The following is a 25686-nucleotide window of genomic DNA, read 5'->3' as shown; positions in this document are numbered from 1 at the left end:
GCGAAAGGAGCCGCTCATGAACCAATCAGAATCCGAGCATTACATGGACCTCGCGCTAGAAGAAGCCCGCGCCGCCGGCCTGATTGGTGAAGTGCCGATTGGGGCGGTGATTGTACATGATGGTCAGGTGGTAGGGCGCGGGCATAACCTGCGCGAACACAGCCAAGACAGCACGCTGCATGCCGAAATCTTGGCCATTCAAGAAGCCTGCATGACCTTGGGCAGCTGGCGGCTGGAAGATTGCGATTTGTATGTCACACTGGAGCCATGCCCGATGTGTGCCGGCGCCATGATCAACAGTCGCATTCGCCGCTGTTACTACGGCGCGCCGGACCCCAAAGCGGGTGCCGCTGGAACGCTGGTGGATTTGCTCTCAGATCAGCGGTTTAACCACCAAGTGGCGGTGGTGGCCGGCGTCAAACAAGCGGAAGCGGCGGCCTTGCTGCAGAGCTTTTTCCGCGGCATTCGCGCGAAACGCAAGGCAGCGAAAAAGGCCCGGCAGGAGGGACGGCCATGAAAATCCTGATTGTGGAAGACGAGCCAGGACTGCGCGCCAGCATGGCAGCCTATTTTGGCGAACATCACACGGTACTGGAAGCGGGAGATTTGGCCGCAGCAACAGCAGCCTTGACCCAGAGCCCAGAACTCATTATCCTCGATTTGACCTTACCGGACGGGGATGGCCTACCTTGGCTCCAATTGTGGCGCCCTAGCCTCAGCGCGAAAGTTGTGGTGCTGACGGCGAATGATCAAGAATCCACCGAGTTGCGAGGCCTTAAACTCGCTGACGAGTATTTGGTTAAGCCGGTGAGCTTACGGGTGTTGGCCGCCCGGCTGGCCAAGCTTTGGCCAGCAGCAGATCTACAGATTGGGGCACTCACTGTGGACTTGGCCGCGCACCGCGTCACCCGCAGTGGCCAACCAATCACCCTAACGGCGGCGGAATGGCGCTTGTTCGATTACCTGGTGCAAAATCGTGGCCAAATTCTCAGTCGGGAGCAGATTATCGCCAGTCTCTGGGACACGCGAGATGCCTTTGTCGCCGATAATACCTTAACGGTGACCATGAAGCGGCTGCGCGATAAGCTCGAACCCGACCCGGCGAAACCACAATTGCTTCGTACCATCAGAGGAATGGGGTATTTTCTCGATGATCAAGCCTGAAGTTAAACCTATCGCCTTGCTGGCAGCGAGTTTAATGATGATCACAGCGCTGGCGTGTTTGCTGGCCTGGTGGCTAAGTCCGCAAGCGGGACTTGGCCTTTTTGCGTTGTTTGGGCTAGCGTGCGTTCTGATTGGCGGGCTGAGCTGGTGGTGGCTGCGGCAAATCCGCCGCCAACTGGCCAGCATTCAGGCGCAGCTTCATGCCGCGCGCACCGGGGTCAGCACTTATGACATTGCTGCCAACGATGAAGGGGCGTTTTCGAGCCTCAACAATGAGCTCTACCACTATGTGCGCCAAACCGCCGCCTTGCGCAGCGACCTGCAGCACGATCGCGATCAGTTAACGGTGGCCATCACTGATATCGCTCATCAGTTGCGCACACCGATTGCGGTGCAAACCAACCTCACCGAACTGCTCACTGCAGCCAACTTGGCTGAGACAAAAACCGAGTTGCGCCAGCAGAATCAGCGCTTAGCAGCACTGGTTAACCAGCTCATTACCTTGGCTAAGGTGGACACGCATACCCTCAGCCAAAGTCGTACCACCATTACTGTAGACGCCTTGCTCCGGCAAAGTCTCGCGCCGCTGTTAACCTTGGTGGCCGACCAGGAACTGGAGCTGGTCTGGCGGGTGGATTCGGCGTTAAGCGTGCAAGTGAATGTGAAGCTGATGCAAGAAGCGCTGATTAACCTGCTGAAAAACACGATTGAACACGCCCCCAAGGCCAGCGTGGTGACGGTGCAGGCCCAGGCCACGCCGCTTTCGACCATCATCACCTTGCAAAACGCCGGCCCGCAGATTCCAGCAGCGGATTTGCCTCATCTGTTTGAACGCTTTTACCGCGGCAGTCAAAGTGCCCCAAATAACTTGGGTATCGGGCTGGCCATTGCCCAAGGCATCATCGAAGCCGGGGCCGGGCGGCTGACCGTCAATAATCTTGAAGGCGGCGTGGCAATGCGAGTGGAATTATTTCACTAGTCACCCTGCTGTCACTTACCGCGGGTAACTTAAGCAGTGGAGGTGAGGCACATGCCAATTTTAACCGCGACTGATTTAGTCAAAACGTATCCAGAAGAAGAACGGCCAGCGTTAGATCATGTGAACTTGACCATTGAGCCTGGTGAATTTGTGACCATTGTCGGGCCATCAGGGTCGGGGAAGTCAACCCTGCTGCATCTACTGGGTGGGGTGGATCGGCCGACCAGTGGTCAGGTGCAACTCTATGACACCGATTTGTATCAGCTGAACGAAACTCAGCTCGCCATTTTTCGCCGGCGCCAAGTGGGGTTGATCTATCAGTTCTTTAATTTGATTCCCAGTCTAACCGTGGCTGAGAACATCACGCTGCCATCTGAATTGGACGGCAAACCAGTGAGCGAAGGCCAGCTGGCTTTGATGTTGGATCAGCTTGGCTTGACCGCAAAACGCAATGCACTACCAGCCCAGCTCTCGGGTGGTCAGCAGCAGCGGGTGGCGATTGGCCGCGCGCTGATCAATGAGCCAGCAATCGTGTTAGCCGACGAGCCAACGGGCAATTTGGATCAACACAATTCCCAAGAAATCATGCGGTTGCTCCATTACGCTAACGTCAAGCAAGGGCAAACGGTGATTGTGATTACCCATGATCCGCAGGTCGCGGCGCAAGCGAAGCGGGTGATGACGATGACCGATGGCCACTTGACCGAGGGGCGGTGAGGACATGGGCATTCTCACTAAATTAGGCTGGCGCCAGCTGCGGGTGGAGCGTGGCCGGACGCTGCTCACCATAGCGGCGATGACCTTGGCGGCCACGCTAGCCGTGGCGACGTTGGTTGGACTCCGGAGCTTGCAGGACAGCATGTATCAGTACCAGTTAAGTAGCACTGGCGGCGTGGCGGTGGCGTTTCCGGCGACTAATGCGCAAACGGTGGCCAAATTAAGCGCGTCGCCGCTTTTGACTCAAACCCAGCAGTACGCCGATGAAGGGGCGGTTAGGGTCGATCACACCAAAACCAATGACATTACAGGCACCATTCATCTCACGGCGGTCACGCCAGCGAGTAAGCCGGCGCTGCAAAACATGCTGGCCAGTGGCCGCCTGCCGCAAGCCGCTGATGAAGTGCTGCTCGCTGATGTCTTGGTGACTGCCCAACGCAAGCTGGGGAGCACGATTCAGGTCAAATCCGCTGGCCACACCCATCAGTACCGCGTGGTTGGCACCACCAATGTGTATGCAGGCAGTTTCATTCCCACTGGCGGGGTGCTGCGCATCACACCGCAGCTCCCTGGCCGCCGCATCACGCTGCTGGCGGCATTGAAAAATCCAGCGACGGGCAAAGCTGACATGGTGCGTCTGACGAAGGCCCATGATTTGCCTGTGAGTCAGCTGCGCTTGGCCAATCAGGCGCTGAAGGTGATGTGGGGCGCTGGTGACACGAAGGCGCGCACCACCCAGATTACCATTGTGGTGGTGATGCTGGCTGTGATTGGGGTCGTGGCCTTGATTATGATTTATACGAGCATCAATTTAGCCGTGCAGGCGCGGCGCCAGCGCTACGGCTTGTTGCGGACGATTGGCACGACGCCGCAGCAGATTCGGCTGCTGGTGGTGCAGGAAGCCCTTTTGCTGGTGCTACCGGCATTGCTGTTAGGTGGCGTGATTGGCATCGGCGGGCTGGCACTAGCGCTGCAGTGGATGAATCGTGTGCTAGCTGGCAACGAGTTACCGCTGGTTTTGTATTTGCATGTGGATTGGTTGCCGCTAGTGGGCGCGGCATTGTTTATGGTACTCGTGACGCTGCTGGCTGCCGCACGGCCAGCACGACGCGCCAGTCGCGTGACGCCAATCGAGGCGATTCGCGCCTTGAATCCGTCGCCGCGGCTGACCGCCCGGAAACTGCGGCCGACCTGGCTCATTCGCCATCTCCACCAACCGATGCTGAAACTCGGGGCGATTTTTGACCGCCGCGACAGTCGGCGCGGCACGATGCTGGTACTGCTGACGGTCACGGTAGCGTTGTTTATTGGGTTGACCAGCTTTGTCGGCAATTTTTGGCGCGTGTTTGAATCACCGGCGAGTGCGGATGTGATTGCTACGCTACCGGGGCAAGGCGACCAAACCAAGCAGCTGAAAAAGACCCTAGCCAAAGTCACTGGCATCAAGCGCCAGCTGATTGTACGCGCCACCTCGGTGATGATTAAAAATGGTAAGGAAACCGGCAATGACCTGACGCTGTACGTCGTGCCAGAAGCACAGATGGCGCGCGATTTTGGTGGCCAGCCGACTGTTCTCAACACCAAGGTCTTCTACGAAACGGCAAAGGGCCGCCAATACTATGACTGGCAAATCGATCCGAAAGCCAACCGCAGGCTGCATTTGGTGAACGGTTTCGAGGCCAAGAAAGCCGGTCAGTGGATCACACCCCAGTATATGGCGCTAAGCAAGGCGCCAGGCTTTAAGGGGATGCTCTATCCTGACGGCTTGGCGGGTCTCGTGATTTCGCAAAACCAATTTCACCAGTGGACCGGCAAACTCGGTATGAAAGACGCCGACCTAATTTCGGAAGTGGCGGTGAAGTTAAGCCAAAAATCGCAGCATACGGCAGTGATAAAGGCGTTACGCAGTCAGTTTGGTCGGGCGCAAATCGCCGACACTGTGGCGGATAACCAACAGTCAGAGGCGATTATTACGGTGGTACGACTAACGGCCTGGGCGTTTATCGCTTTACTGGCCTTAGTCTGCTTGGCGACCGTGATTAATCATACCTTTGCCAATTTAACCGCCAGCCGGCGCAGCTTGGCGATGTTGCAGTCGATTGGTACCACGCCGAAGCAGGTGTTGACGATGCAGCAAGGGCAGTATAGTTTGCTGCTGGTGCAAGGCTGGCTGCTGGGCAGTCTATTAGGCATTGGCCTTAGTGCGTTGCTGTTTCGGGTGATGGCCGGGGCGTATTCCAACGCCCATTTCGTCTGGCCCGGCGTGCAAATTCTCGTGGCCTTGGCCGCCTTGGTGGTTGTTTGGCTAGGGTTTGGTCTCGCCACCTGGCGCATGCTCAACCATCAAAATATTGATGAGCTGGTGCGGAGCAGCGATTAAGGGTTCTACTGATGCAGACTAGTCAAGGCTTAGGGTTTCGTGTATACTAGATTTTGCCGAAAGGCCTTGAGGCAATGGCAGCCTTTCGAATTGTGTCAGGTCCGGAAGGAAGCAGCACTAAGAATCGTTTGTCATGTGCCTTAAGTTTTTGAGTCAATAAACAGGACGTCTCCTTGCGAGGCGTCCTTTTCTATGGGCTGTGACAAAAGGCGGGTTTGGAGCCGACGGATAGCCTAGCCAACCACCAAGTCCGCATTCTGGACTCGGCGGTTGGCGTAGTTATCTGCTCGGCTCCAGCCTTTTGGCACGTAACTCTGCTAGAATCTGCAAGTCAACTGACCGTGATTTTTTTGCGCTCTTTTCTATTATTTCAAACCGAGTGTTGCCAAGGCTTGTGCCACTGCTGGGTCAGTGGCTGGCCCTTGGGCGATCAGCCGACCGGCCTGCATGACGAAAACCGTATCCGCCTTGGCGAAGGTCTGAGCCCGATATTGGTGGGTAATCATGATCAGCCCCTCTGGCATGGCAAAAATATCATCCTGCAATTGGGCGGCGATTTGCGGATCGAGGCCAGTGGTTAATTCGTCTAACACGAAGAATCGATAATCTCGCAGCAAAAGCCGGGCAATTGCCAGGCGTTGCTTTTCCCCGCCGGAAAGAAGCGGACTGGTGCGGTCGACTGGGGTGGTCAAGCTGTGCTGCGTCAGCCAATCGGCGAGGCCGGCTTGGGTTAACGCAGTGGTGACTTGGGCGTCGCTGTAGTTCGGTGCGAACAAGGTTAGGTTATCGCGGACACTGCCCGCGAAAATGTCGGCTTGCTGCTCCAGCTCACCAATCGCGCTGAACACGGATTCTGGGGCCAGACTGGCTGCCGGTTGCCCGCTCAATGTGGCGGTGCCAGCGGTCGGCGTGAGTTCACCGAGCAGCAAGCGCATCAAGGTGGTTTTGCCGCTGCCGCTGGCCCCAACCAGCAGGTATTTCTTGGCCGGGTCGAGCTGAAGCGAAATGTTTTGCAACACGCTTTGATAAGCCACTTGATCAGCTTCAATCAGCGGCGTGCTTAAAGGCAAGGCTGGCGCCGCTGAGGCTGGTAACGGACGGTCTGCTAATGCCGCCAACTCGGCTGCCACTTTACGGGCCCCATAGAACTCGGCTAGCATCGCGGTGAGCGAGGCTAGCGGCCAGTTAAAGAAACTGGCCAATTGCGAAAAAGCCACGAGCTGGCCCAAGGTGATTTGACCGCGGCGGACGAAATATGCGCCGAGGAGCCAGGTGCCGAGATACATCACATCACCCAGAAAATCAGAAATACCACTGGTGATTTTTTGCACCTGTTGATCGCGCAGACTCGCAGTTTTCACTGCAGCGGCGGTGGCTTGATGCTGGCGGAAAAACGGCGGCTGCGCCAAGGCATGGGCAATGGTCGTGAAGCCACTTAAGGAATCTGTGACCCGGCTGGTATAACGTTCAATGGTCGTGACCACTTCCGCTTTGGCGTGTTCCAACGGTTTTTTGACCAAAAACGGAAAGACCAGAGCTGGGATGCTTAAGGCCACGACGCCCAAGGTGATGACGGGATCGATAATCAGCGTCCCTGCTGCCGCTAGAACCAAAAGCAGCACCAGATAAATGGCGCGTAAGATGACATGAAAGTAGCTCGCGGTGACGATATCAACTTGCTTAGTCAATTGCGTCACATATTCGCCCACTGGTTTGTGGCTGAATTGTTGCGGCCGCCGGGCTAACGTGTGCTGGAATAAGTCATTGCGCAACTCCTCCGCCAACTGCAGCGGTAAAGCTTCATTCCAATATTCACTGGCGGAATCGGTCACGGCTTGGAGCACGAGGTAGCCAATCACCAGTGGAATCGCCATGGTAAACGCCAGCGAGACCCGGCCAGTGGCGATGTCGGTGATTAGTTGCAGCACATAGGAGTAAGTGACCAGCACCGCTGCGGCTGCTAGACTTAATAGGCCGGCCACCAGCAAGCGCCAGGGATGGCGCCATAAGTATCGTTGCATAAGAAATCCTCCTCGGTATGGGCAAAGATTAGCATGGTTTAGCCGGCGGAACAATCATGATTTTACCCTGCGTGACTTTTCCTGGCGGCGACGATAAATGCGGCGCCGGAGCCTGGCTGCGTATGGTAAACTAGAACAGATAGAAAGGATGAGGACAGTGGCTTATCAAGCGTTGTATCGGGTGTGGCGGCCCCAAACCTTCGCCGATGTGATTGGGCAAACGGCCATCACCACGACTTTAAAAAATGCGCTGATTACCGGCCAAACCAGCCACGCTTATCTCTTCTGCGGGCCCCGCGGCACCGGGAAAACCAGTGTGGCGAAGATTTTGGCCAAGGCGCTGAACTGCCGCCATCTGGAAGACGGCGAGCCGGATAATACCTGCGACTTATGTGTCGCCATCAATAATGGCAGCTTAACTGATGTGATTGAGATCGATGCGGCTTCGAACAACGGGGTCGACGAAATCCGGGACATTCGCGACAAGGCCAAGTACGCGCCGACCTCCGCGAAAGTCAAAGTTTACATCATCGATGAAGTCCACATGCTGTCGACCGGCGCGTTCAATGCCTTGCTGAAGACCTTGGAGGAACCGCCGGCGCATGTGGTGTTCATTTTGGCCACCACCGAGCCGCAAAAAATTCCAGCCACCATTATTTCGCGGACGCAGCGGTTCGATTTTCGCCGGATCACGCCGCAAGATATTGTCGACCGGATGAAACATATCCTGGACGAAAAAGGCATCACCTATGATGACCAGGCCTTGCTGGTGATTGCTAAGGCAGCAGAAGGCGGCATGCGTGATGCGCTTTCCATCCTGGATCAGGTGCTCGCTTTTGGGCAGGATCATGTCACTGTGGAAAATGCTTTGGATGTCACCGGCGGCGCGGCGGTGACTCAGCTAGGGGAATACCTCCAGCATTTGGCGGATCATGATACAGCGAGCGCACTGACCACCATCGAGCAATTGCTGGCCAGCGGCAAGGACGCCGGGCGCCTGATTGATGATTTGATTGGCTACCTGCGCGATTTGCTGGTGTACCAGCAGGCGCCGACTTTGGTCAACGATACCGCTAGTGCTTTGCAAGACACCCACTTCAAAGCCCTGGCCGATAGTTTTGCGCCAGGCCAGTTGTACCACATGATTGCGGTGCTCAACCAAACCCAGGGGCAGCTCCGGCTGACCAATAGTCCCACCTTGTACCTGGAGGTGGCAACGGTTCAACTGGGGCAACCGGCGCCGACTCAGGCCGCGGCACCAGTGGCCGAGACTGAGGCCGCACCAGCGGATTCCGCTGCGGTGACCAAGCTGGAAGGCGAGGTTTCGCGGTTAACTCAGCTGGTGCAGAACCTGCAAGCCGGCGGGCAGGCCCCAGCGGCCAAGCCGAAGCCGAAAGCCAAGCCGGTCAAGGTCAACAAGGCCCAGATTTATCCGGTGCTGGGTGCCGCCACTAAGCACGACCTGGAAGCAGTGCGTGACATTTGGCCCGATCTTTTGTCCATGCTGTCGGTCCCAGATCAAGCCATGATGAAGGTGTCCAAACCCGTGGCGGCCAGTCCTGAAGGCGTGATTGTTAGTTTTGCTTATGACATTTTTGTTGAGCGTGCCAGCAATGACGCTAACCTGCTGGCAGCGCTGAAGGATGACCTGGCGAAGCTGATGGGTAGCCCGAAGCAGATTGTGCTCGTGCAGCAAGACGAATGGCCGCGCGTGCGCAAAGCCTACCTGGCAGAAAACGGCGCGCCGCACGCGGCGCCGCAGCCGGCAGCAGTGCCGCCGGTGGTAAAAACCATGACCGACTTGTTCGGCCAAGACAACGTTACGATTAAAAACGACTAGGAAAGAGTGATTGATATGATGCGTGGCGGCAATATGGCTGGCATGATGAAACAAATGCAAAAGCTGCAAAAAGAAATGACTCAGGCGCAAGACGAACTGAATGCCACTGAATTCACTGCAACGTCTGCCAGCGACATGGTGACGGTGGTCTTCAGCGGCGACAAAACGCTGAAGGACATCCAGATCAAACCTGAGGCCATCGACCCTGACGATCCTGACATGCTCCAAGACCTGGTGCTGGAAGCCGTTAATGCTGGCTTGAAGCAAGTCGATGATGCCACTAAGGCCAAAATGGGCAAGTACACCCGCGGCCTACCAGGCTAGGAGGCAACATGCAATATCCTGCACCGATCGAAAAATTAATTGCCAGCTACATGAAGTTGCCTGGTATTGGCAGTAAGACCGCCACCCGACTGGCGTTTTACACCATTGATATGAACAAAGATGACGTTGAAGCCTTTGCCACCAGTCTGACGGATGCCAAGTCTAAGCTGCATTACTGCAGCATCTGCGGCAACATCACCGATGATGACCCGTGTGAAATCTGCCAGGACCAAGGCCGCGACCAAACCACCATTCTCGTGGTGGAGCAGCCCAAAGATGTCATGAGCATTGACCGCACCAACGAATACCATGGCTTGTACCATGTCCTCCATGGCGTGCTCAGCCCCATCGAAGGCCGCGGGCCGGAAGACCTCAACATCGAAAGCCTGATCACCCGCCTGCAAAAGCATCCGGAAGTCAAAGAAGTGATTGTGGCCACCAACGCCACCCCAGAAGGCGAAGCCACCGCCCAGTACCTGGCTCGGTTGATCAAACCGGCTCAGATCAAAGTCACGCGCCTAGCGCATGGCTTGGCTGTGGGGTCGGATATTGAGTATGCCGATGAAATGACCTTGCTGAAGGCCGTCGAAGGGCGGACGGAAATATAGGCGAGGTCAAAGGCTGTGGAGGTCGGCGGGCTTAGCTCGAAGAGTATCCTAGCTCTGAGCATTGTCGGCGTACTTTGCCGATGAGGCTCGGAGCGTAGCTAATCGCTCGAGCGTTGCCGACCGCAGCGCAACTAGATTGCGGTCGATTTCTGGTCTTTCATTGTAGTCGCGCTACGTGAGGCCAACGCCGGAGTGATTAGCTACGCCAGATGGTCCGCCGCCAAAAAGCGGCGGCAAACCATCTGGCTAGGCTAATCATCCGGCTAGGAGCGGCCCCACTTCGCAGCCTTGCCTGAAAGGAGTGCCCCATGTTTTTTCATAAAGCAAAACCTTCAATCAAAGAAAATGCTGATCGCAATCTGATGCTTGAAGTCTACGTGGTCCGCGATAAGATGGCGGCGCAGCGGAAGTTGATTGCGAGCTTCCGGGAAGTGGATGAGCTGACCAAGGCGCAACTGAGCGTTCAGGCCGGGTTGTTCGACTTTTTGCACCGCGAAGCGCGCATTCGGCAGGTGTCAGGGGAGCTTGTGGCCCAAATTGCGGCGGCGCATCTGGAAGAAAATCAATGACTCGATCAAAAGCCGGCAACGGCTTTTTTGCGTGGCGGCACTGATGGTTTAATTTATGGCGGGTTTCAAGTAAACTAGAAGTAACACAGTAGAAGAGAGTGAATGTCGTGGCAGGAAGATTTATCACGTTCGAAGGGCCGGACGGGGCGGGTAAAACCAGCGTGTTGAATGCCCTAATGCCGGTGATTCAGGCGCATGTCGAGGCCCCAGTCAAGCTGACCCGCGAACCGGGAGGCGCCGAGATTTCAGAAAAAATCCGCACCTTGATTTTAGATCCTGCCAACACGGCGATGGATGCCAAAACCGAGGCGCTGCTATATGCGGCCTCGCGCCGTCAGCACCTGGTTGAAGTCATTCGCCCGGCGCTGGCCAAAGGGGCGCTGGTGATTTGCGATCGCTTCGTGGATAGCTCGGTGGCCTACCAAGGTGGCGGCCGGGAAATCGGGGCGGAAGCGGTGCTGGCAATGAACCAGTTTGCCACCGATGGGATGAGCCCCGAGTTAACCATCTACCTGGACATTTCCAGCGCTGAAGGGTTAGCCCGGATCAAGGCCCATCGCGCCAGCCGCCAGTATGACCGGCTCGATCAAGAACAGCTCGCGTTCCATGAAAGGGTGCGCGCCACTTATTTGGCCTTGGCCCAAGCCCAACCGCAGCGCATCAAAACCGTGGATGCCAGTCAGCCCTTAGAAGACGTGATTAAAGCCTGTGAGGCGGTGCTCAAAGCCCATCTTGGCGCCGCTTGGCAGAGTCGCAAGGAGGAAACCTTATGAAGCTCATCATGGCCATTGTTCAAGATAAAGATAGCAACTTGTTGTCCAGCGAATTCATCGACGCCAATATTCGCGCCACGAAGTTGTCCTCCACTGGCGGCTTCCTGAAGTCAGGCAACACGACTTTCATCATCGGGGTCGAAGACGAACGGGTCGACGAAGTGCTGCAGATCATCAAAGAATCTGCCCAAACCCGGCGGCAATTTATGACCCCGCCGGTGAACTTAGACGCCACTGCAGACAGCAGCATGGCCTACCCGATTGAAGTGCAAGTCGGCGGGGCCACGGTGTTCGTGCTGCCCGTTGACGCTTTCCATCAGTTCTAATGGCTGACTTGAATGTCCTGCAGCCCAAGCTGCTGGCGCAGTTTGAGGCGATTATCGCCCGCGGCGAGCTGAGTCAGGCGTATATTTTCGCCGGTCCGGCCGGGGTGGGCAAGGCGGCGCTGGCGCAGTGGATCGCCCAGCGCCTGTTTTGTCAAAATGTCCAAGATGGGCAGCCTTGCGGGCAGTGCGCGGAATGCCAGCGGGTGCTGTCCGGTAACCATCCCGATGTGGTTTGGCTGCAAAGCGACGCCAAAAGCATCAAAGTCGACGATATCCGCAACTTAAAAGCCGAAATGAGCAAAACCGGTGTCGAAAGCAACCAGCGGATTTTCATCGTCACCGATGCGGAAAAACTCACGGCGGGGGCGGAAAATAGCCTGCTGAAGTTCTATGAAGAGCCGGTGCCAGGAATGACGATTATCCTGACGACCAGTGCCAAAAATCAGTTGCTACCGACGATTGTGTCGCGGGCGCAGGTGATTAACTTTCAGCCGGCGCCGGCGCAAGCGGTGATTGATCAGCTGACTGCCGCTGGGATTGCGCCGCAGTTAGCCAGTGTCGCCGGGCATTTGACCGCGGACGTCGCGGCGGCGCAGGCAATGGCTGAGGCGCCGCAATTTGAAAAGCAGGTCGGGGCTGTTTTGATGTTGCTGCGCAAAACCGCAGCGCAAGATCCCGAGGCCTTTGTGATGGTGCAAACGCAGCTGGTGCCTAACGCCAAAACGCCGGCCGACCAAAAGCAGCTGCTGGCGATGCTAGCGCTGGGCTACGGCGACGCGCTGAACCGTCATTACCAAGTCCAAGCGCCCCAAGCCTTTGGCCAAGCCGAAGTGATTGAGCAGCTGAGCGAGCTCAGTGGCTCGGCGCTTAGTCGCGCGTTGGCCGCGATTTTGGCCGCGCAAATCAAGTTAGGCCAGAATGTGACGTTCCAATCGGCAGTTGAGCAGCTGGTGTTAACGCTGCTAGAAGGGTGATCACGTGGAGAAAAAAGATCTCTATGATAGTTTTATTCAACTTGAGCATGATACGCAGGCGATTTTAACCAAAATCACCAGCCTGAAAGACGAGCTGACGCATACCTTGGAGCATAATGCCGAACTCGAAATGGAAAACAAACATTTGCGTGAGCACTTGGCGGAGCTGCAAGATGGCAGTGAGAACGAGACGACTGGTGCGGTGGAGTTGTCCAAATCGAAGGCCAATCTGGAGAGTCTGTATAACGAAGGCTTTCATGTGTGCCCGTATTTCTATGGCCAGCGCCGTGTGGCTGATGAATCCTGTGCTTTTTGCCTCGATGTCATTTATGGTGAACACTGATGACCGCTGAGCAAATGGCGAGCTTTGCGCCCCATGAGACTGGTACCCTGTACCTAGTGCCAACGCCGATTGGCAATCTTGATGACATGACCTTCCGCGCGGTGAAGACCTTGCAGATGGTTGATTTGATTGCGGCCGAAGACACCCGTAACACGCAAAAGCTGCTGAATCACTTTGAAATTACCACCAAGCAAATCAGCTTCCATGAGCACAACACCCAAGCCCGCATTCCGGAACTACTAGCCAAACTGCAAGCTGGGCAAAACATTGCCCAGTGTTCTGATGCGGGGATGCCATCGATTTCCGATCCAGGCAAGGAACTGGTGAAAGCGGCGATTGAGGCTGGGATTCCAGTGGTGCCACTGCCAGGAGCGAATGCCGGCTTAACCGCCCTGATTGCCAGTGGCATTGCCCCGCAGCCGTTTATGTTTTACGGTTTTTTGCCGCGTAAGGCCAGCGAGCAGCAGGCCGTCTTGGCGGCATTGAAGGATGAGCAGCAGGCGATTATTTTTTACGAGTCGCCTTATCGCGTGGCGAAAACCCTGGCAGCGTTGCAAGCAGGGCTGGGCGACCGCCAGGCGGTGCTGGCGCGGGAGTTGACCAAGAAGTTTGAGGAATTTATTCGGGGTTCCTTGACCGAGCTGATCGACTACGCTAAAGCAGGCGTGCGCGGTGAGTTCGTGATTATCGTGGCGCCAGGGGAACCAGTGGCGCCTGAGCGTAGCGCGGTGCCGCTGGCTGAGCAAGTGCAGACCCTAATTGATGGCGGTGAGCGGCCCAATGACGCCATTAAAGCAGTGGCGAAAAGCAATGGCCTCAAGAAGCAAGATGTCTACAACGAATTTCATGGGTTATAAGCAGGAGGAGATTATTTGGAGTATACAGAACCACTGACCGTGCCTTTTTTCCTCGGCACGAAAACCGGTGAGCTGACGCTTAGCAATATGGTCAATATCATGCTCCTGATTTCGGAAAAACAGCTCGACCAAATCGGCGCCGGCATGAGCGCCTTAGCCGAGCACGGGGCGGGGTGGGTGATCACCCAGTATCACATTGATATCACGCGGATGCCGAATGTGGACGAACCGCTGATTATTGGCACGCAGGCCACCAGTTACAACAAGCTGATGACCTACCGTGACTACTGGATTGAGGACCAAAGCGGCCAGCGCATCGTGATGATGCACGGGGCCTGGGTGATGATGGATTTGACCAAACGCAAAATCATCCCGATTATCACCAGCTTCCCTGAGAAAGTGGGGGCGGCTTTTGACACCAAAGTCGAGCGCTTCCCGCGTCTGACCAAGCGCACCGAGTTTGATCAGACGCTGACGTATCGCGTGCGGTATTTTGACATTGACCGCAATGGCCATGTCAATAATGCCCACTACATGGACTGGCTGGAAGATGCGCTAGGCGCAGATTTTCTGACGACCCACCAGCCCCAGTCTGTGGACATCAAGTACGCGCGTGAAGCCACTTATGGCACGACGGTGGATGCGGCAGTGACAGTCGAAGGCGAGACGTCCTATCATCAGATTAGCACTGACGGCGTGGTGAACGCCGAAGCCAAGCTGACTTGGCGGGCACGTTAAAAAAGCAGATTCCCTAGGGAGTCTGCTTTTTGGTTGGGTCAAGGTTCAAAGTGGTGCGGCTTAGAAAGCTGGCGTCAAAGGCGTCTTGGTTTTTAACGGTTTTGCCGAAGTTATCAATTAAGCCATGAAATTCCTGCGCATCCGCCAGCGGCCACTGATTGACGGCGGGGGTGACCTGCGCGAGTTTGGCATAGGTGGGAAAAGGTTGACCTAACCAGCCAAACAGCCGGCGTGCATACAGGTCGGCGATGAAGGTCGGCTGGTCGAAGGCGTAAAGGCGCATCGCATCGGCAGTTTCGTTGCCGATGCCAGGCAAGGCCAAGAGCTGCTGCCGCAGCTGTGCCGGCGAACGGCGGCCGATTGCCGCTAGGTCAAACGCGGCGGGCTGCAGGAACTGGAAGAGCGCCATCAAGGCTTTGCTTTTATTCTGGTAAAAGCCGCTAGGTCGAATCAGCTCGATCCAATCAGCCTGCTTCAGCTCGGCCAGTGCTGCGGGGTCAAAGCCCGGCCCTTGCCTCAGGTTGGTTAAGCTACGATCAACGTTGCGCCAGTTGGTGTTTTGCACCAAAATTGCGCCCACCAGAATTTCGTATTTGGATTCCGCTGGCCACCAACCGGACGGCCCCAGTGCTTCGGCGAGGGTGTGATAAAGCGCAGGGAGGGTGAGTTTAACTGACGGCATTGTTCACATACGCCGCCAAAGCGGCCCCAGTTTTGCCGGCAGATAACCCGACAATCAGTTTGATCCGCGCCTTTTGGCCATTCAGGCCGCGGCAGAAAATCACACCCATTTGTTTCAGTCCTACGCCGCCGCCTTCGTAGTCGTAGATATCTTGTGCGATGCCATTAAAGCAGCGCGACACCAGCACCACTGGCACATTGCGGTCCAGCAGGCGCTGGAGGGCAGGCAAAGTGGCTGGCGGCAAATTGCCGGCGCCGAGCGCCTCAATCACGAGGCCTGCGGTATCAGCGGGCAAGGCATCGAACAGCGTGCCATCCATGCCGGCATAAGCCTTCAGCAAAAAGACGGGCGCTTTGATTTCATCAATGGGACTGGTGGCCGTCCGTAGCAACTGCTGAAAGAACATCACGCCGTTTTTACCCACCAAGCCGATGGGGCCAAAAGTCGGCGTGCGGAAAGTGGCCACGTTGGTGGTGTGCGTCTTGGTGACAAAGCGGGCGCTGTGGATTTCGTCATTCATCACCACTAGGCAGCCCATGCCACACGCCTGATCGCTAGCGGCGACGCGAATGGCCGAGAGAAAATTATAATCACCATCGGCCCCAATTTCATTGCTGGAACGCATCGCGCCGGTGACCACGACGGGAATTTTCGCATCAGTGGTCAGATCCAGGAAAAAGGCGGTTTCTTCCAGCGTGTCGGTGCCATGGGTCACGACGACGCCATCAATGCCATTGGCTTCGGCTTCACGAATGCGCAGACTTAACTGCAACATGTGCGCCGGCGTGATGTGCGGCGAGGGCAAGTTGAAGGCTTCTTCTGACGTGACCGCGACGTCTGGAAAATGCGTCGCCACCCCCAACAAGGGGTTGTTGACGCTTGGCACCACAGCGCCATCGGCATTTTCGGTCATCGAAATGGTGCCGCCGGTGTGGAGAACTAGGATATGTTTCAAGATGCACCTCCAAGGATTGTGAATAAGTTTAGCTTAAGCGGCGCCTCCTGAAGATGCAACCGCTGGGCAACAAAAAAACCACCGTCAGGGCAGACGGTGGCTCAATGCCTCTGGGCGGAGGCTGTAACGCTTGGTTACAAAAACCAATATTAGCCGCCGCTGGTTAAAAGCGGTTTGGCAACCAGCAGGAAATAGGGAAAAGTTTCGTGTGAGTTTTCTCATAAACCCACCATGAAAATTATCTTTTGAGCAATGTTGCGTTTTCCAGAAAACCAAGTATGCTGGAGGAGTACCAAAAATCTAGGAGTAGGCATCAACGCGTCAAGTGCCGCCGGAACGGAATGTGAACGGTGGACGAAGATCAAGTGGATCGCGATGTTGGTGCCGCATTCGCCTGAGCAATTAGGCGTCTCCTCAAAGGAGATTGTCGTCATGGATGTTATTTCTTTTTCTGGCCCGAAAATGAAGGCCAGTCGCACGATTGTGTATATGGGGCTGTTGTTCGCGTTATCGCTGATTTTGAAGCGATTTATGTTTGGCCCTTCGTTTCTGCAGTTCGGCATCGCGTTTCTCGCCACCACGCTGATGGGCTATTATCTCGGTCCTGTGCTAGCGGCAGTTGACGCCGCGCTGGCTGATCAAGTCGGTACGATTTTAGGCGGTGGCATGAATTTTCCCTTATTTACCCTGAATGCCATCATCGCGGCGCTGATCTACGGCATGTTCCTGCATGGGCACAAAGTCACCTGGTGGCGGGTCTTGATCCCTGTCGTGTTGGTCGTACTGATTGTCAACATCTGGCTCAACACTTGGTGGATTGACCTGCTCGGCACCCCATGGCAAGGAATCATCGTGCAACGCACCATCAAGAACCTCGTGATGATCCCCATCCAATGGTTCCTCACCTTCACTGTCTTAAAGACCCTGGAGCGGGTGCAACCGAGTCTGCACGCATAAAGTATGAAAGTCGAAGAGGCCAGAACAACTGGCCTCTTTTTTGATGGGTGAGGCAAAGCCCATCGTCAAACAAATGATGATCGGTAAATCTCGTTGTGAATCCTGCAGCTACAAGCTGTGAGGTGGGATAACGCAAACGTAGGGCCGGCCAGCCGGAGCCGCCAGGGGCTCAGTGGTGAAATTGTTCTTAGCCAACTTGTTGGCTTAGAACAAGCCGCGCCTTCAAGACTCGCACCGCGAGGCTCGAAGCGCTGGCCACCACGTTCCAGCCCCTGGCGGTGGAGGCTGACCGGCCCGGCAGTTTAGCTCAACTTTTCCAATTTTCAACGACAATGGTAGAATAGGAACCATTAGAAACGGAGGCCGACAAGATGAAGATTCTGGCGCTGGACACGTCCAACCAGGCAATGAGCGTCGCAGTGATGGTGGACGGGCAAGTGCTCGCCGAAATGACCCTGAACCGCAAAAAAACGCACAGCGAACAACTGCTGCCGACCATTGACCACCTGCTTCAGCTTAGCGCCTTGACGCCAGAAGCCCTGGACCGCGTGGTGGTCGCTGATGGCCCAGGCTCCTACACCGGTTTGCGGATCGCTGTGACCACTGCTAAAACCCTGGCTGACACCTTGCAGTTAGAGCTGGTCGGCATTTCCAGCCTGGCCACGTTGGCGGCTGGCGCGCTACGGACCAAAGATGTGATTGTGCCGCTGATGGATGCCCGGCGCCAAAATGTGTTTGCCGGCATGTACCAATGGCTGGACGGGACGCTCATCAACGTGGCCGCCGATCGGCACGTCGCTCTAGATCAACTGCTGGCCGAGCTGGCCTTGCTGAAGCAGCCGGTCACCTTCATTGGCGGTGATGTGGCCAAGTTCCGCGACGCGATCAAAGCGCGCCTCGGCGCCCAGGCCCATTTTGTGGATGCCGTATCGGCCTTGCCGCAAGCAGGCCGCCTGGCGCTGCTGGGCCAACAGGCGGCGCCGGTGACACCGGCCACCTTTGTTCCGCGCTATTTGCGGCTGACTGAAGCGGAGACGAACTGGCTGAAGACCCATGACGATAAGGGGCACGCACCTTATGTTGAGAAAGTTTAAGCAATGGTTCGACCATGAACCACCCACTGAGTTAAGATTTCCGGCGCAGCCTTTGGTCATCAAAGGCCGCCAGTTTGAATTGCGCCGCATGACCAATCTCGATATCGACGAGGCCTTGACGATTGAAAAAGCGATTTACCACGATACCCCGTGGGATCGGATTGCGTTTTTATCCGAACTGCGGAAGGTGCAGCGTAATTTATATCTGGTGCTGACCGCCAATGAGGTGATGGTGGCCTTTGTCGGCTGCTGGTTCGGCAAAGATGAGGCGCATATCACCAATATCGCCGTGGCACCGGCCAATCAAGGTCAAGGCATTGGCGAAGCACTGATGCAGGTGATGCTGGCCAAGGCTTATGAACTCGGCAGCGCCAAAATGACGCTGGAGGTGCGCACCGATAATCTGGTGGCGCAGAATTTGTATCATAAATTGGGTTTTACCGACGGCGCCATCAAAAAGGGTTATTACATCGCCACTCATGCAGACGCGATGGACATGACCAAGCCGTTAGATTAGAAAGGAACAACCATGAGCGAGCGCGAATTAATTTTAGCTTTTGAAAGCAGCTGCGACGAAACCTCGGTGGCCGTGGTGGAAAATGGGGTCACCATTTTGAGCAACATCATTGCGACCCAAATCAACTCCCACAAACGCTTCGGCGGCGTGGTGCCAGAAGTGGCCAGCCGCCATCATGTGGAGCAGATTACTGACTGCATCAATCTGGCTTTGGCAGAAGCTAAGGTCACTTATGCGGACCTGACTGCCGTGGCCGTGACCTATGGGCCGGGGCTAGTTGGTTCCTTGTTGATTGGGGTCACCGCCGCCAAGACGGTGGCTTATGCGCACCATTTGCCGCTAATTCCGGTGAACCACATGGCTGGCCATATTTACGCAGCGCGTTTTGTGAAGCCGCTAGTCTATCCGCTGCTGGCGCTGATGGTGTCGGGTGGTCACACCGAACTGGTGATGGTGACCGCGCCAGGCGAGTTTGCCATTATTGGCGAAACCCGCGACGATGCCGCCGGTGAGGCTTACGACAAAATCGGTCGGGTGCTGGGCATCACTTATCCGGCCGGTAAGGAAGTCGACCGCTTGGCGCACTTGGGGCAGGACACGTTCCATTTTCCGCGCGCAATGGATGGGGAAGCCAACCTGGACTTTTCCTTCAGCGGCTTGAAGTCGGCGTTTATCAACACCGTGCATCATGCTGACCAAATTGGCGAAACCTTAGACCGCAATGACCTCGCTGCCAGTTTTCAAGCGGCGGTGGTGGATGTGCTGGTGGACAAAACCATGCAAGCCTTGCGCGAACATCCAGTTTCGCAGTTGGTGATTGCCGGGGGTGTGGCGGCCAACCAGGGCCTGCGCGAAGCAATGACGGCCGCGCTGGCGACTCAGTTTCCCGAGGTGGATGTGGTGATTCCACCGGTCCGGCTCACCGGCGATAACGCCGCGATGATTGGTGCTGCTGCGCATATCGAGCTAGCCAAGCAGCATTTCGCTGATGAAACGCTTAACGCCGTGCCTAACTTAAACTTTGCCCGCGCCTAGCCAAAAGGCCGTTTTCCCGCTTGGGGAGAACGGCCTTTCACTTGCCTGTAAATACTAACCTTCCAGATCTTCGAGCTTTTGGCTGGCTTCAGCCCAGGCTTCTTCGGTGTCGCTGGTGGCTTTTTGGTTGGCTTCCAGCTTGGCTTGGAGCTTTTGCATTTCGACGTAATCGCTGAGCGCTGCTGGGGCGGTCATGGCAGTTTGAATGTCGGTGGCTGCTTGGGCGAGGTCATCGAGCTGGGTTTCCAGCTTCTCGACTTCGCGTTGCAGTTTGCGGACTTCACGCTGATTTTGCTTGCTTTGTTGGTAGTCGACGGCGGCACCACTAGCGGTTGGGGTCGCCGCGGGGCCAGCTTGTTCGGCCTTGGCCGCTTCAACTTCAGCCAGCTTTTCCTGGTAGTAATCCCAGTTGCCCAAGTAGAGATCTGAGCCGTCAGGACTGATGGCCACAATGCTGGTGGCCAGCTCGTTGATGAAGTACCGGTCATGGGAAACGAACAGCACCGTGCCGTCAAAATCAGCCAGGGCGTCCTCCAGCACTTCCTTGGAGTTGATATCCAAGTGGTTCGTGGGTTCGTCCAAAATCAGGAAGTTGTCATGCTTGAGCGACAGCTTGGTTAATTCCAGCCGGGCTTTTTGACCACCGGACAAATCGCCGACGCGTTTTTCGATATCGTTGGCGTCAAATAAGAAGGCGGCCAAGGCAGCGCGGACGCTTTGCTCGGTCATCAGGGGATGCTCATCCCAGATTTCGTTGATGACGGTTTTGTCCCAGTGGAGTTGATGTTGGTCCTGGTCATAGTAACCGGTGGTGACATTGGTGCCGAACTTGGCGGCGCCGGCCAAAAATGGAATTTGGCCGAGCACACTTTTAAGCAGCGTCGACTTGCCGACGCCATTGGGGCCAATTACGGCAATGCGATCGCCTTTATTGACCTGAAATGAAATGGGGCCAGCCATTGGGGCATTGGCTTCGTAGCCCACCGTGGCGGTTTGCACCTTGAGCACCTCGTTGCCGCTGGTTTTTTCAGCGGAGAAGCGGAAGTGGACCGTTTTCTCGGCGCCACTAGGGCGCGGCAGGCGCACCATTTTCTCCAGCTGCTTGCGCCGGGCCTGCGCCTGCTTGGTGGTGCTGGCCCGGACAATGTTTTTGTCGACGAATTCTTGCAGCTTCTGGATTTCCTCTTGCTGCTTGTTGTAAGCCTTCCACGCCAGGGCCTTGTTGTCGGCCTTTTGCTTGAGGTAGCCGGTGTAATTGGTGGTGTAGTGGATGGTCATGGTCGCCGTCAGTTCATAAATCTCGGACACCACATGATCGAGGAAGTACTGGTCATGGCTGACGGTCAAAATCGCGCCGCTGTAGCCTTTTAAATAACCTTCCAGCCAGGTCAGGGTATCGATATCCAAGTGGTTGGTTGGCTCGTCTAAAATCAACAAATCGTGCTTTTCCAGCAGCAACTTGGCCAGTGCGAGGCGGGCGCGTTCGCCGCCGGAAAGGGTTTTGATTTTATGGTCAAACACGGATTCCGGGAACTGAAAGCCATGCAGCACACCGCGAATTTCAGCGCGGTAGCCATAGCCGTTAGCCGCCTGGAAGTCATGCTGAATTTGATCATATTGGGCCATGGTTTGATCAAAGGCTGCCTGGTCTTTGGCCAAGGCGGGGTCAGCGATTTTAGCTTCCAACTCATGCATCCGCTGCTCCATTTTGATCAGCGGTGTGAACACAGTGAGCATTTCATCAAAAATCCCGCGGTCAGAATCTAGCCCTGAGTCCTGGGCCTGATAGCCAATCGAAACGTCATGCGCCAGCGTCACCTGACCGTCATCTGGGGGATTAAGGCCGGCGAGAATCTCTAATAGCGTGGTTTTGCCGACGCCATTGGGGCCCACCAGGCCGATGCGGGCGCCGGTTTGGACCTCGAGATTGATGCCGGTGAATAGGTCGTTGCCGTTGAAGGTGCGGCCGACCCCTTGAGCTTGCATGATAATCATGCGTGGAACCTCCTGTCGTTGCGCTTGCTGCAGCAAGCATACATAGTTCCAGTGTACCATACTGCGTCACTGCGCCTCGCCTGGGTTCGTGAAATAAATTGAACAAGCAAAGCGACTTTGCTTGCTTCCAAGGGGAAAAGCGGTTACTATCAAATAGAAAGCATGCCGTATATTTCACAAAGTAATGCGGCAGAGATCGAGGAGGATTCATCATATGGCTGAAACCATTATTCCCAAGGCAACGGCAAAGCGCCTGCCGCTTTACTACCGGTACCTGAACTTTCTCGCCAATTCCGGGACGACCAAAGTGTCATCAACCGAACTTTCCGAAGCCGTCAAAGTGGATTCCGCGACCATTCGCCGCGATTTCTCCTATTTTGGGGCTTTGGGCAAACGGGGCTATGGCTATGATGTCATGGACCTACTGAAGTTTTTCAAAAAAATCCTGAATCAAGACCGCCTCACCAACGTCGCTTTGGTGGGGGTGGGGAATCTTGGCCACGCGCTGTTGAATTACAACTTCCGCCAGGCGAATAACATCCGTATTTCGGCTGGGTTTGACGTCAATCCAGCGCTGGCTGGCACCATTCAAAGTGGCGTGCCGATTTATCCGATGTCCGAACTGGTAAAACAGCTCAAGGAACAGCAAATCGAAATCGTCATTTTGACGGTGCCAACCGATGCCGCGCAAGGCATCACCGATAACCTGGTGGCTGCTGGCATCAAAGGCATCATGAACTTCACGCCGCTGCGCATTTCGGTGCCAAGCTATGTGCGGGTGCAAAACGTCGATTTGGCCACTGAGCTGCAGACCCTGATTTACTTCCTGGATCACTACGGTCCAACCCTGAAAGATACCGACGAAGACGATATTGAATAAGTCAAAAAAACGGCCCGTTTAGCGGGTCGTTTTTGAATCCCGATGCCAACCAAGAGCCATTCCAATCGAGTTCGCCAAGGCTAGGCTGGTGGCCGGTTATCTCACAATAATCGCCCGTGGCTGGAATGATGAGTGCTTAAAAGCGGGAAAGATAAGCCAAGTTTTGACCGTGACGGGGGTGCCAATCGCCAAATTCGCTGGTCGTGGTTCGGCCGGTTGCTCCAAACTGAACACTTTGCCTGTCATATGCGCCTCGGTTAGTTTGACCGTGATCGTTGAGAAATCGTTGCCCGTGACGACGCCATCAAAGCTCGTCAGTGTCAGGGTAAGTATCAGGGTCAGCGCGAGGGTTAATATGACCCCAACGAAACCTGTCGCTTTCGCTAGTCGGGGCCGAAACAAGGTGAGGCTGAGAAAGAACAGCAGCAACGAGCCGGCTAGTGCCACAAAGGCCGCCGTGCCCAGCCTTGGTGCCCATTGAAAAGTCATAATCTGCTCACTTGAGGTGATATCCGGGGTCGGAAAAGGCAAAGGAATGACCGTGAGTAAGGTCAAGCCCAGTAAAACCAGCGAGGTCACTGCTGTGATAATCGATAGCATTTTCCGTTGGGCTTGCAGTCGTGCCATGGTTACTCCTTTTAATCTAGGGGGTCGTGCGTGATGACAAAAAAGCCCGCACACTGGCGGGCTTAGCCTTATAGATCCGGATTATATAGCACGTAGGTTTGCGCCGCGGCATTATCAAAATTGAAATTGGTATTGGCATTGTTTTCGCGGACGTTCTGGTTGGTCAAGGTTTCGGTCTGTAGACCCAGCGCCGTGCGCAGCAGGTCGGAAACCCGCTGCAGTTCGGTGGTCGATGGGATCTGGTAAGACGAAGGCCCAGGGTAAACCCAAGCGTCATGTCCTTGCAGGGTGGTGGAGGTAATCTTCTTGGCCGCACTGCGATAATTCGTGGCCAGCGCCATCATGTCGTTAAAGGACAAGTTGGTGCGCATGTTGCTCGAGACGGTCTTCAGCAGCTTATCGAAGTTCTTCAAGGTGTCGGTGGACAGGGCTTTTTTGACAATGGCCTTGATCACTTGTTGCTGGCGTTCTTGACGGCCGTAGTCACCTTTAGGGTCTTGATGACGCATGCGGGCGTATGCCAAGGCTTCGGCGCCATTCAGGTGCATCTTGCCTTTGGTGAACTTGTAATTGCCGACTTTCGGGTCCGACCAGGAGAACGCGACATTGACGTCAACCCCGCCCACGGCATCAACGATTTTTTCCAAGGCGCCCATATTGACGGTTAAGTAATACTTGATCGGCACGTTGACCAGGCTACTGCTGGTGTTCACCGCCATTTTGGAGCCGCCGATTTCGTAAGCAGCATTGATTTTCTGCATGTTGAACGACTTGGTGCCGATCATCTTCGCTGCGGTATCGCGAGGGATGGAAACCATGGTCGTGGTCTTCTTCTTGGGATTGACGACAGCCACAATCATCGTGTCGGAGCGGCCAGTTTCGCTGCGGCCCAAGGCACCGGTATCCACACCCAGTAGCAAAATCGCAAAGGGCTTCTTGGCCTTAATGGTCGCTGCCACTTGACTTTGGTCGCCATCTTCGGTGCCGATGCCATGGTAAGTGGAATCAACGGCATACTTGGCTTGGGAATAGAGCCGCAGTCCATAAGCCCCAACGCCCACTAACAGCGTAGTGATGACAAGCAACAAGATTTTGAGTAAGGGCCGACGGGGGCGATTGCTCCGGCGGTTAACGCGACTATCCATAAGGGTCCTCGGCTTTCGTTTTTTTCTATTGTAGAAATATTTTGATGAAACGCACTAATTTGCTCGTGAATTTAAAGCAGGCTTAATGATTGCAGGGTTAATGGACGAACGCGTACCCTAGGGTCAAGGTCAGCATGCCGATATGGGCAATCAGCGGAGTTTCGACGCTGCCGGTTTGGCGATACAAGTAGGCATAGGCGATGCCGACCAATGTGGCGGTGAGCCAATGCGCCGGGTCGGTGGCTAAGGCAAACAGTAGGCCAGACAGCAGTGCGGCGCCGAATGTGCCGATGACGCCGGCCAAATTGCCAAAAATCACGCGGCGAAAGGCCAATTCTTCCAGCAGTGGCCAAATGACAATCAGCACCAACGCATAAAGCGGCAAGGTGTGCAGCGTGGTGGTGGCCTGAGCTAACGTCGGCGCGGCGGTGTGAAACAGCAAGTTCTCCAGCCAAGTGCCGAACAGTTGAATCACCAGCACAACGGCAATGCCCGTCACCCCCCAGACGACGCGACTTTGGGCGCTGGCCACACCTGGGGTTTCAATGGCATTAGCAACCACCAGCTGCCGGTCGCAGCGCCAAGCCCAAATCGCCGCCACGAGGCCGAGGCCGATAATCAGCCACAGCCCAGCTTGGCCTGGCAGAAAGGCGAGGGCTAACTGCGATAACACTAGCAGCCCCACGTAGAGGCCGAGGATTTGTGCAGCATGTTTTTTCAGTGACAAGAAAGGTGCCTCCTTCAATGATGCTGTGTGAGCCGTTCTTTTCACCAAGTATAACAGAGTGGGGTAAAAGGGTTGCATTCGCAACCGAAACTGGTTATAGTATCTATTGTAGTTAGCACTTAAGACATAAGAGTGCTAAAACAAACTTAAACATGTATGGAGGGATCGCTTTGTTAAAACCATTAGGAGATCGCGTGATCGTCAAAGTCGTTGAAGACGAGGAAGAAACCGTTGGCGGTATCGTCCTGGCCAACAACGCTAAGCAAAAGCCACAACAAGGTAAGATTGTGGCCGTTGGCGAAGGCGGCGTTACACCAGAAGGCAAGCGGCTGCCACTGAGCGTCAAGGAAGGCGACACGATCCTGTACGATAAGTATGCCGGCTCCGAAGTGAAGTACGAAGGTGACGATTACTTGGTCCTGCACGAAAAGGACATCATGGCCATCGTTGAGTAAGCAA

Annotated in this window: 28 protein-coding genes, 1 other RNA gene and 1 riboswitch; of the genes, 22 read left to right on the top strand and 7 right to left on the bottom strand. The window is 55.5% G+C overall.

All coding sequences use genetic code 11. From position 1 onward, the window contains the following. The first annotated feature begins 16 nt into the window (after positions 1–16). From tadA to ffs, 6 genes are all read left to right on the top strand, one after another. A complete protein-coding gene (gene tadA / locus AAA927_RS08560) occupies positions 17–517 on the top strand; it encodes a tRNA adenosine(34) deaminase TadA (protein WP_338217461.1) in 501 nt (166 codons plus the stop codon). After that, positions 514–1164 (top strand): response regulator transcription factor, encoded by a 651-nt coding sequence (locus AAA927_RS08555; RefSeq protein WP_338217459.1) that lies wholly within the window; start codon positions 514–516, stop codon positions 1162–1164. The genes tadA and AAA927_RS08555 overlap by 4 nt, the downstream gene beginning before the upstream one ends. Then, positions 1151–2143 (top strand): sensor histidine kinase, encoded by a 993-nt coding sequence (locus AAA927_RS08550; RefSeq protein ID WP_338217457.1) that lies wholly within the window; start codon positions 1151–1153, stop codon positions 2141–2143. The genes AAA927_RS08555 and AAA927_RS08550 overlap by 14 nt, the downstream gene beginning before the upstream one ends. A gap of 51 nt (positions 2144–2194) precedes the next feature. Then, entirely contained in the window at positions 2195–2860 is a 666-nt protein-coding gene (locus tag AAA927_RS08545) for an ABC transporter ATP-binding protein (RefSeq protein WP_338217455.1), read from the top strand. A gap of 4 nt (positions 2861–2864) precedes the next feature. Next, positions 2865–5240 carry an FtsX-like permease family protein gene (locus AAA927_RS08540; protein ID WP_338217453.1) on the top strand — a complete coding sequence of 792 codons (2376 nt, stop codon included), beginning with the start codon at positions 2865–2867 and terminating at the stop codon, positions 5238–5240. A gap of 63 nt (positions 5241–5303) precedes the next feature. After that, positions 5304–5390: signal recognition particle sRNA small type (gene ffs, locus AAA927_RS08535), an RNA gene on the top strand. Positions 5391–5605: 215 nt separating this feature from the next. Here ffs and AAA927_RS08530 read toward each other — a convergent pair. Then, entirely contained in the window at positions 5606–7261 is a 1656-nt protein-coding gene (locus AAA927_RS08530; protein WP_338217451.1) for an ATP-binding cassette domain-containing protein, read from the bottom strand. A gap of 157 nt (positions 7262–7418) precedes the next feature. Here AAA927_RS08530 and dnaX point away from each other — a divergent pair, with 157 nt between their 5' ends. The 10 genes from dnaX to AAA927_RS08480 all read left to right on the top strand — a co-directional run bounded on the left by dnaX (position 7419) and on the right by AAA927_RS08480 (position 14613). After that, on the top strand, positions 7419–9101 hold the full coding sequence (gene dnaX, locus AAA927_RS08525) for a DNA polymerase III subunit gamma/tau (RefSeq protein WP_338217449.1): 1683 nt from the start codon (positions 7419–7421) through the stop codon (positions 9099–9101). A gap of 18 nt (positions 9102–9119) precedes the next feature. Then, entirely contained in the window at positions 9120–9425 is a 306-nt protein-coding gene (locus AAA927_RS08520) for a YbaB/EbfC family nucleoid-associated protein (RefSeq protein WP_204119159.1), read from the top strand. 8 nt (positions 9426–9433) lie between these two features. After that, on the top strand, positions 9434–10033 hold the full coding sequence (gene recR / locus AAA927_RS08515; protein WP_338217447.1) for a recombination mediator RecR: 600 nt from the start codon (positions 9434–9436) through the stop codon (positions 10031–10033). 308 nt (positions 10034–10341) lie between these two features. After that, a complete protein-coding gene (locus tag AAA927_RS08510; RefSeq protein WP_338217445.1) occupies positions 10342–10602 on the top strand; it encodes a DUF2508 family protein in 261 nt (86 codons plus the stop codon). A 107-nt stretch (positions 10603–10709) separates the two neighbouring features. Beyond that, positions 10710–11375, top strand: a complete 666-nt coding sequence (tmk, locus tag AAA927_RS08505) for a dTMP kinase (protein ID WP_338217443.1) — start codon at positions 10710–10712, stop codon at positions 11373–11375. Beyond that, positions 11372–11701 (top strand): cyclic di-AMP receptor DarA, encoded by a 330-nt coding sequence (darA, locus tag AAA927_RS08500; protein WP_125579839.1) that lies wholly within the window; start codon positions 11372–11374, stop codon positions 11699–11701. Before tmk ends, darA begins: the two co-directional genes overlap by 4 nt. Further along, on the top strand, positions 11701–12675 hold the full coding sequence (holB, locus tag AAA927_RS08495; RefSeq protein WP_338217441.1) for a DNA polymerase III subunit delta': 975 nt from the start codon (positions 11701–11703) through the stop codon (positions 12673–12675). Before darA ends, holB begins: the two co-directional genes overlap by 1 nt. A gap of 4 nt (positions 12676–12679) precedes the next feature. Continuing rightward, a complete protein-coding gene (locus AAA927_RS08490; protein WP_338217439.1) occupies positions 12680–13018 on the top strand; it encodes a DNA replication initiation control protein YabA in 339 nt (112 codons plus the stop codon). Then, on the top strand, positions 13018–13875 hold the full coding sequence (gene rsmI, locus AAA927_RS08485; protein WP_338217438.1) for a 16S rRNA (cytidine(1402)-2'-O)-methyltransferase: 858 nt from the start codon (positions 13018–13020) through the stop codon (positions 13873–13875). Before AAA927_RS08490 ends, rsmI begins: the two co-directional genes overlap by 1 nt. 15 nt (positions 13876–13890) lie before the next feature. Beyond that, positions 13891–14613, top strand: a complete 723-nt coding sequence (locus tag AAA927_RS08480; protein ID WP_338217436.1) for an acyl-[acyl-carrier-protein] thioesterase — start codon at positions 13891–13893, stop codon at positions 14611–14613. 13 nt (positions 14614–14626) lie between these two features. Here the strand turns inward: AAA927_RS08480 and AAA927_RS08475 are convergent, their stop codons facing one another. Together AAA927_RS08475 and AAA927_RS08470 are read right to left on the bottom strand one after the other, a co-directional pair. Next, the gene (locus AAA927_RS08475; protein WP_338217434.1) at positions 14627–15295 is read right to left on the bottom strand and encodes an endonuclease III domain-containing protein; all 669 of its coding nucleotides are present in this window, start codon (positions 15293–15295) and stop codon (positions 14627–14629) included. After that, the gene (locus tag AAA927_RS08470) at positions 15282–16253 is read right to left on the bottom strand and encodes an asparaginase (protein WP_338217480.1); all 972 of its coding nucleotides are present in this window, start codon (positions 16251–16253) and stop codon (positions 15282–15284) included. Before AAA927_RS08470 ends, AAA927_RS08475 begins: the two co-directional genes overlap by 14 nt. A gap of 297 nt (positions 16254–16550) precedes the next feature. Then, a riboswitch (THF riboswitch) is annotated at positions 16551–16648 on the top strand. A gap of 34 nt (positions 16649–16682) precedes the next feature. Between AAA927_RS08470 and AAA927_RS08465 the strand changes: the two genes are divergently transcribed. From AAA927_RS08465 to tsaD, 4 genes are all read left to right on the top strand, one after another. Next, on the top strand, positions 16683–17207 hold the full coding sequence (locus AAA927_RS08465; RefSeq protein WP_125579826.1) for a folate family ECF transporter S component: 525 nt from the start codon (positions 16683–16685) through the stop codon (positions 17205–17207). A gap of 371 nt (positions 17208–17578) precedes the next feature. Further along, the gene (tsaB, locus tag AAA927_RS08460; RefSeq protein ID WP_338217431.1) at positions 17579–18301 is read left to right on the top strand and encodes a tRNA (adenosine(37)-N6)-threonylcarbamoyltransferase complex dimerization subunit type 1 TsaB; all 723 of its coding nucleotides are present in this window, start codon (positions 17579–17581) and stop codon (positions 18299–18301) included. After that, a complete protein-coding gene (gene rimI / locus AAA927_RS08455; RefSeq protein ID WP_338217428.1) occupies positions 18285–18818 on the top strand; it encodes a ribosomal protein S18-alanine N-acetyltransferase in 534 nt (177 codons plus the stop codon). Before tsaB ends, rimI begins: the two co-directional genes overlap by 17 nt. Positions 18819–18830: 12 nt before the next feature. Beyond that, positions 18831–19853, top strand: a complete 1023-nt coding sequence (gene tsaD / locus AAA927_RS08450; RefSeq protein WP_338217426.1) for a tRNA (adenosine(37)-N6)-threonylcarbamoyltransferase complex transferase subunit TsaD — start codon at positions 18831–18833, stop codon at positions 19851–19853. Between the two features lie 54 nt (positions 19854–19907). On the opposite strand, the gene AAA927_RS08445 is transcribed toward tsaD, so the two are convergent. Then, positions 19908–21848, bottom strand: coding sequence for an ABC-F family ATP-binding cassette domain-containing protein (locus AAA927_RS08445; RefSeq protein WP_338217424.1), 1941 nt, complete (start codon positions 21846–21848; stop codon positions 19908–19910). A 214-nt stretch (positions 21849–22062) separates the two neighbouring features. Here AAA927_RS08445 and AAA927_RS08440 point away from each other — a divergent pair, with 214 nt between their 5' ends. Continuing rightward, a complete protein-coding gene (locus AAA927_RS08440; RefSeq protein WP_125579816.1) occupies positions 22063–22728 on the top strand; it encodes a redox-sensing transcriptional repressor Rex in 666 nt (221 codons plus the stop codon). Between the two features lie 96 nt (positions 22729–22824). On the opposite strand, the gene AAA927_RS08435 is transcribed toward AAA927_RS08440, so the two are convergent. The 3 genes from AAA927_RS08435 to AAA927_RS08425 form a co-directional block, all read right to left on the bottom strand. Continuing rightward, entirely contained in the window at positions 22825–23355 is a 531-nt protein-coding gene (locus tag AAA927_RS08435) for a hypothetical protein (RefSeq protein ID WP_338217421.1), read from the bottom strand. Between the two features lie 68 nt (positions 23356–23423). After that, a complete protein-coding gene (locus tag AAA927_RS08430; protein WP_204119102.1) occupies positions 23424–24500 on the bottom strand; it encodes an LCP family protein in 1077 nt (358 codons plus the stop codon). Between the two features lie 97 nt (positions 24501–24597). Then, positions 24598–25227: a CPBP family intramembrane glutamic endopeptidase gene (locus AAA927_RS08425; protein ID WP_338217419.1), complete on the bottom strand. Its 630-nt coding sequence runs from the start codon at positions 25225–25227 to the stop codon at positions 24598–24600. Between the two features lie 170 nt (positions 25228–25397). On the opposite strand from AAA927_RS08425, the gene groES reads away from it, so the two are divergent. Then, positions 25398–25682 (top strand): co-chaperone GroES, encoded by a 285-nt coding sequence (gene groES / locus AAA927_RS08420; RefSeq protein ID WP_204119104.1) that lies wholly within the window; start codon positions 25398–25400, stop codon positions 25680–25682. Positions 25683–25686 lie beyond the last annotated feature (4 nt).

The sequence above is a fragment of the Lacticaseibacillus salsurivasis genome, assembly GCF_036246225.1.
GTDB lineage: Bacteria > Bacillota > Bacilli > Lactobacillales > Lactobacillaceae > Lacticaseibacillus > Lacticaseibacillus salsurivasis.
The sequence above is the reverse complement of the archived record's forward strand: the minus strand, read 5'-3'. Positions and strand labels throughout refer to the sequence as shown.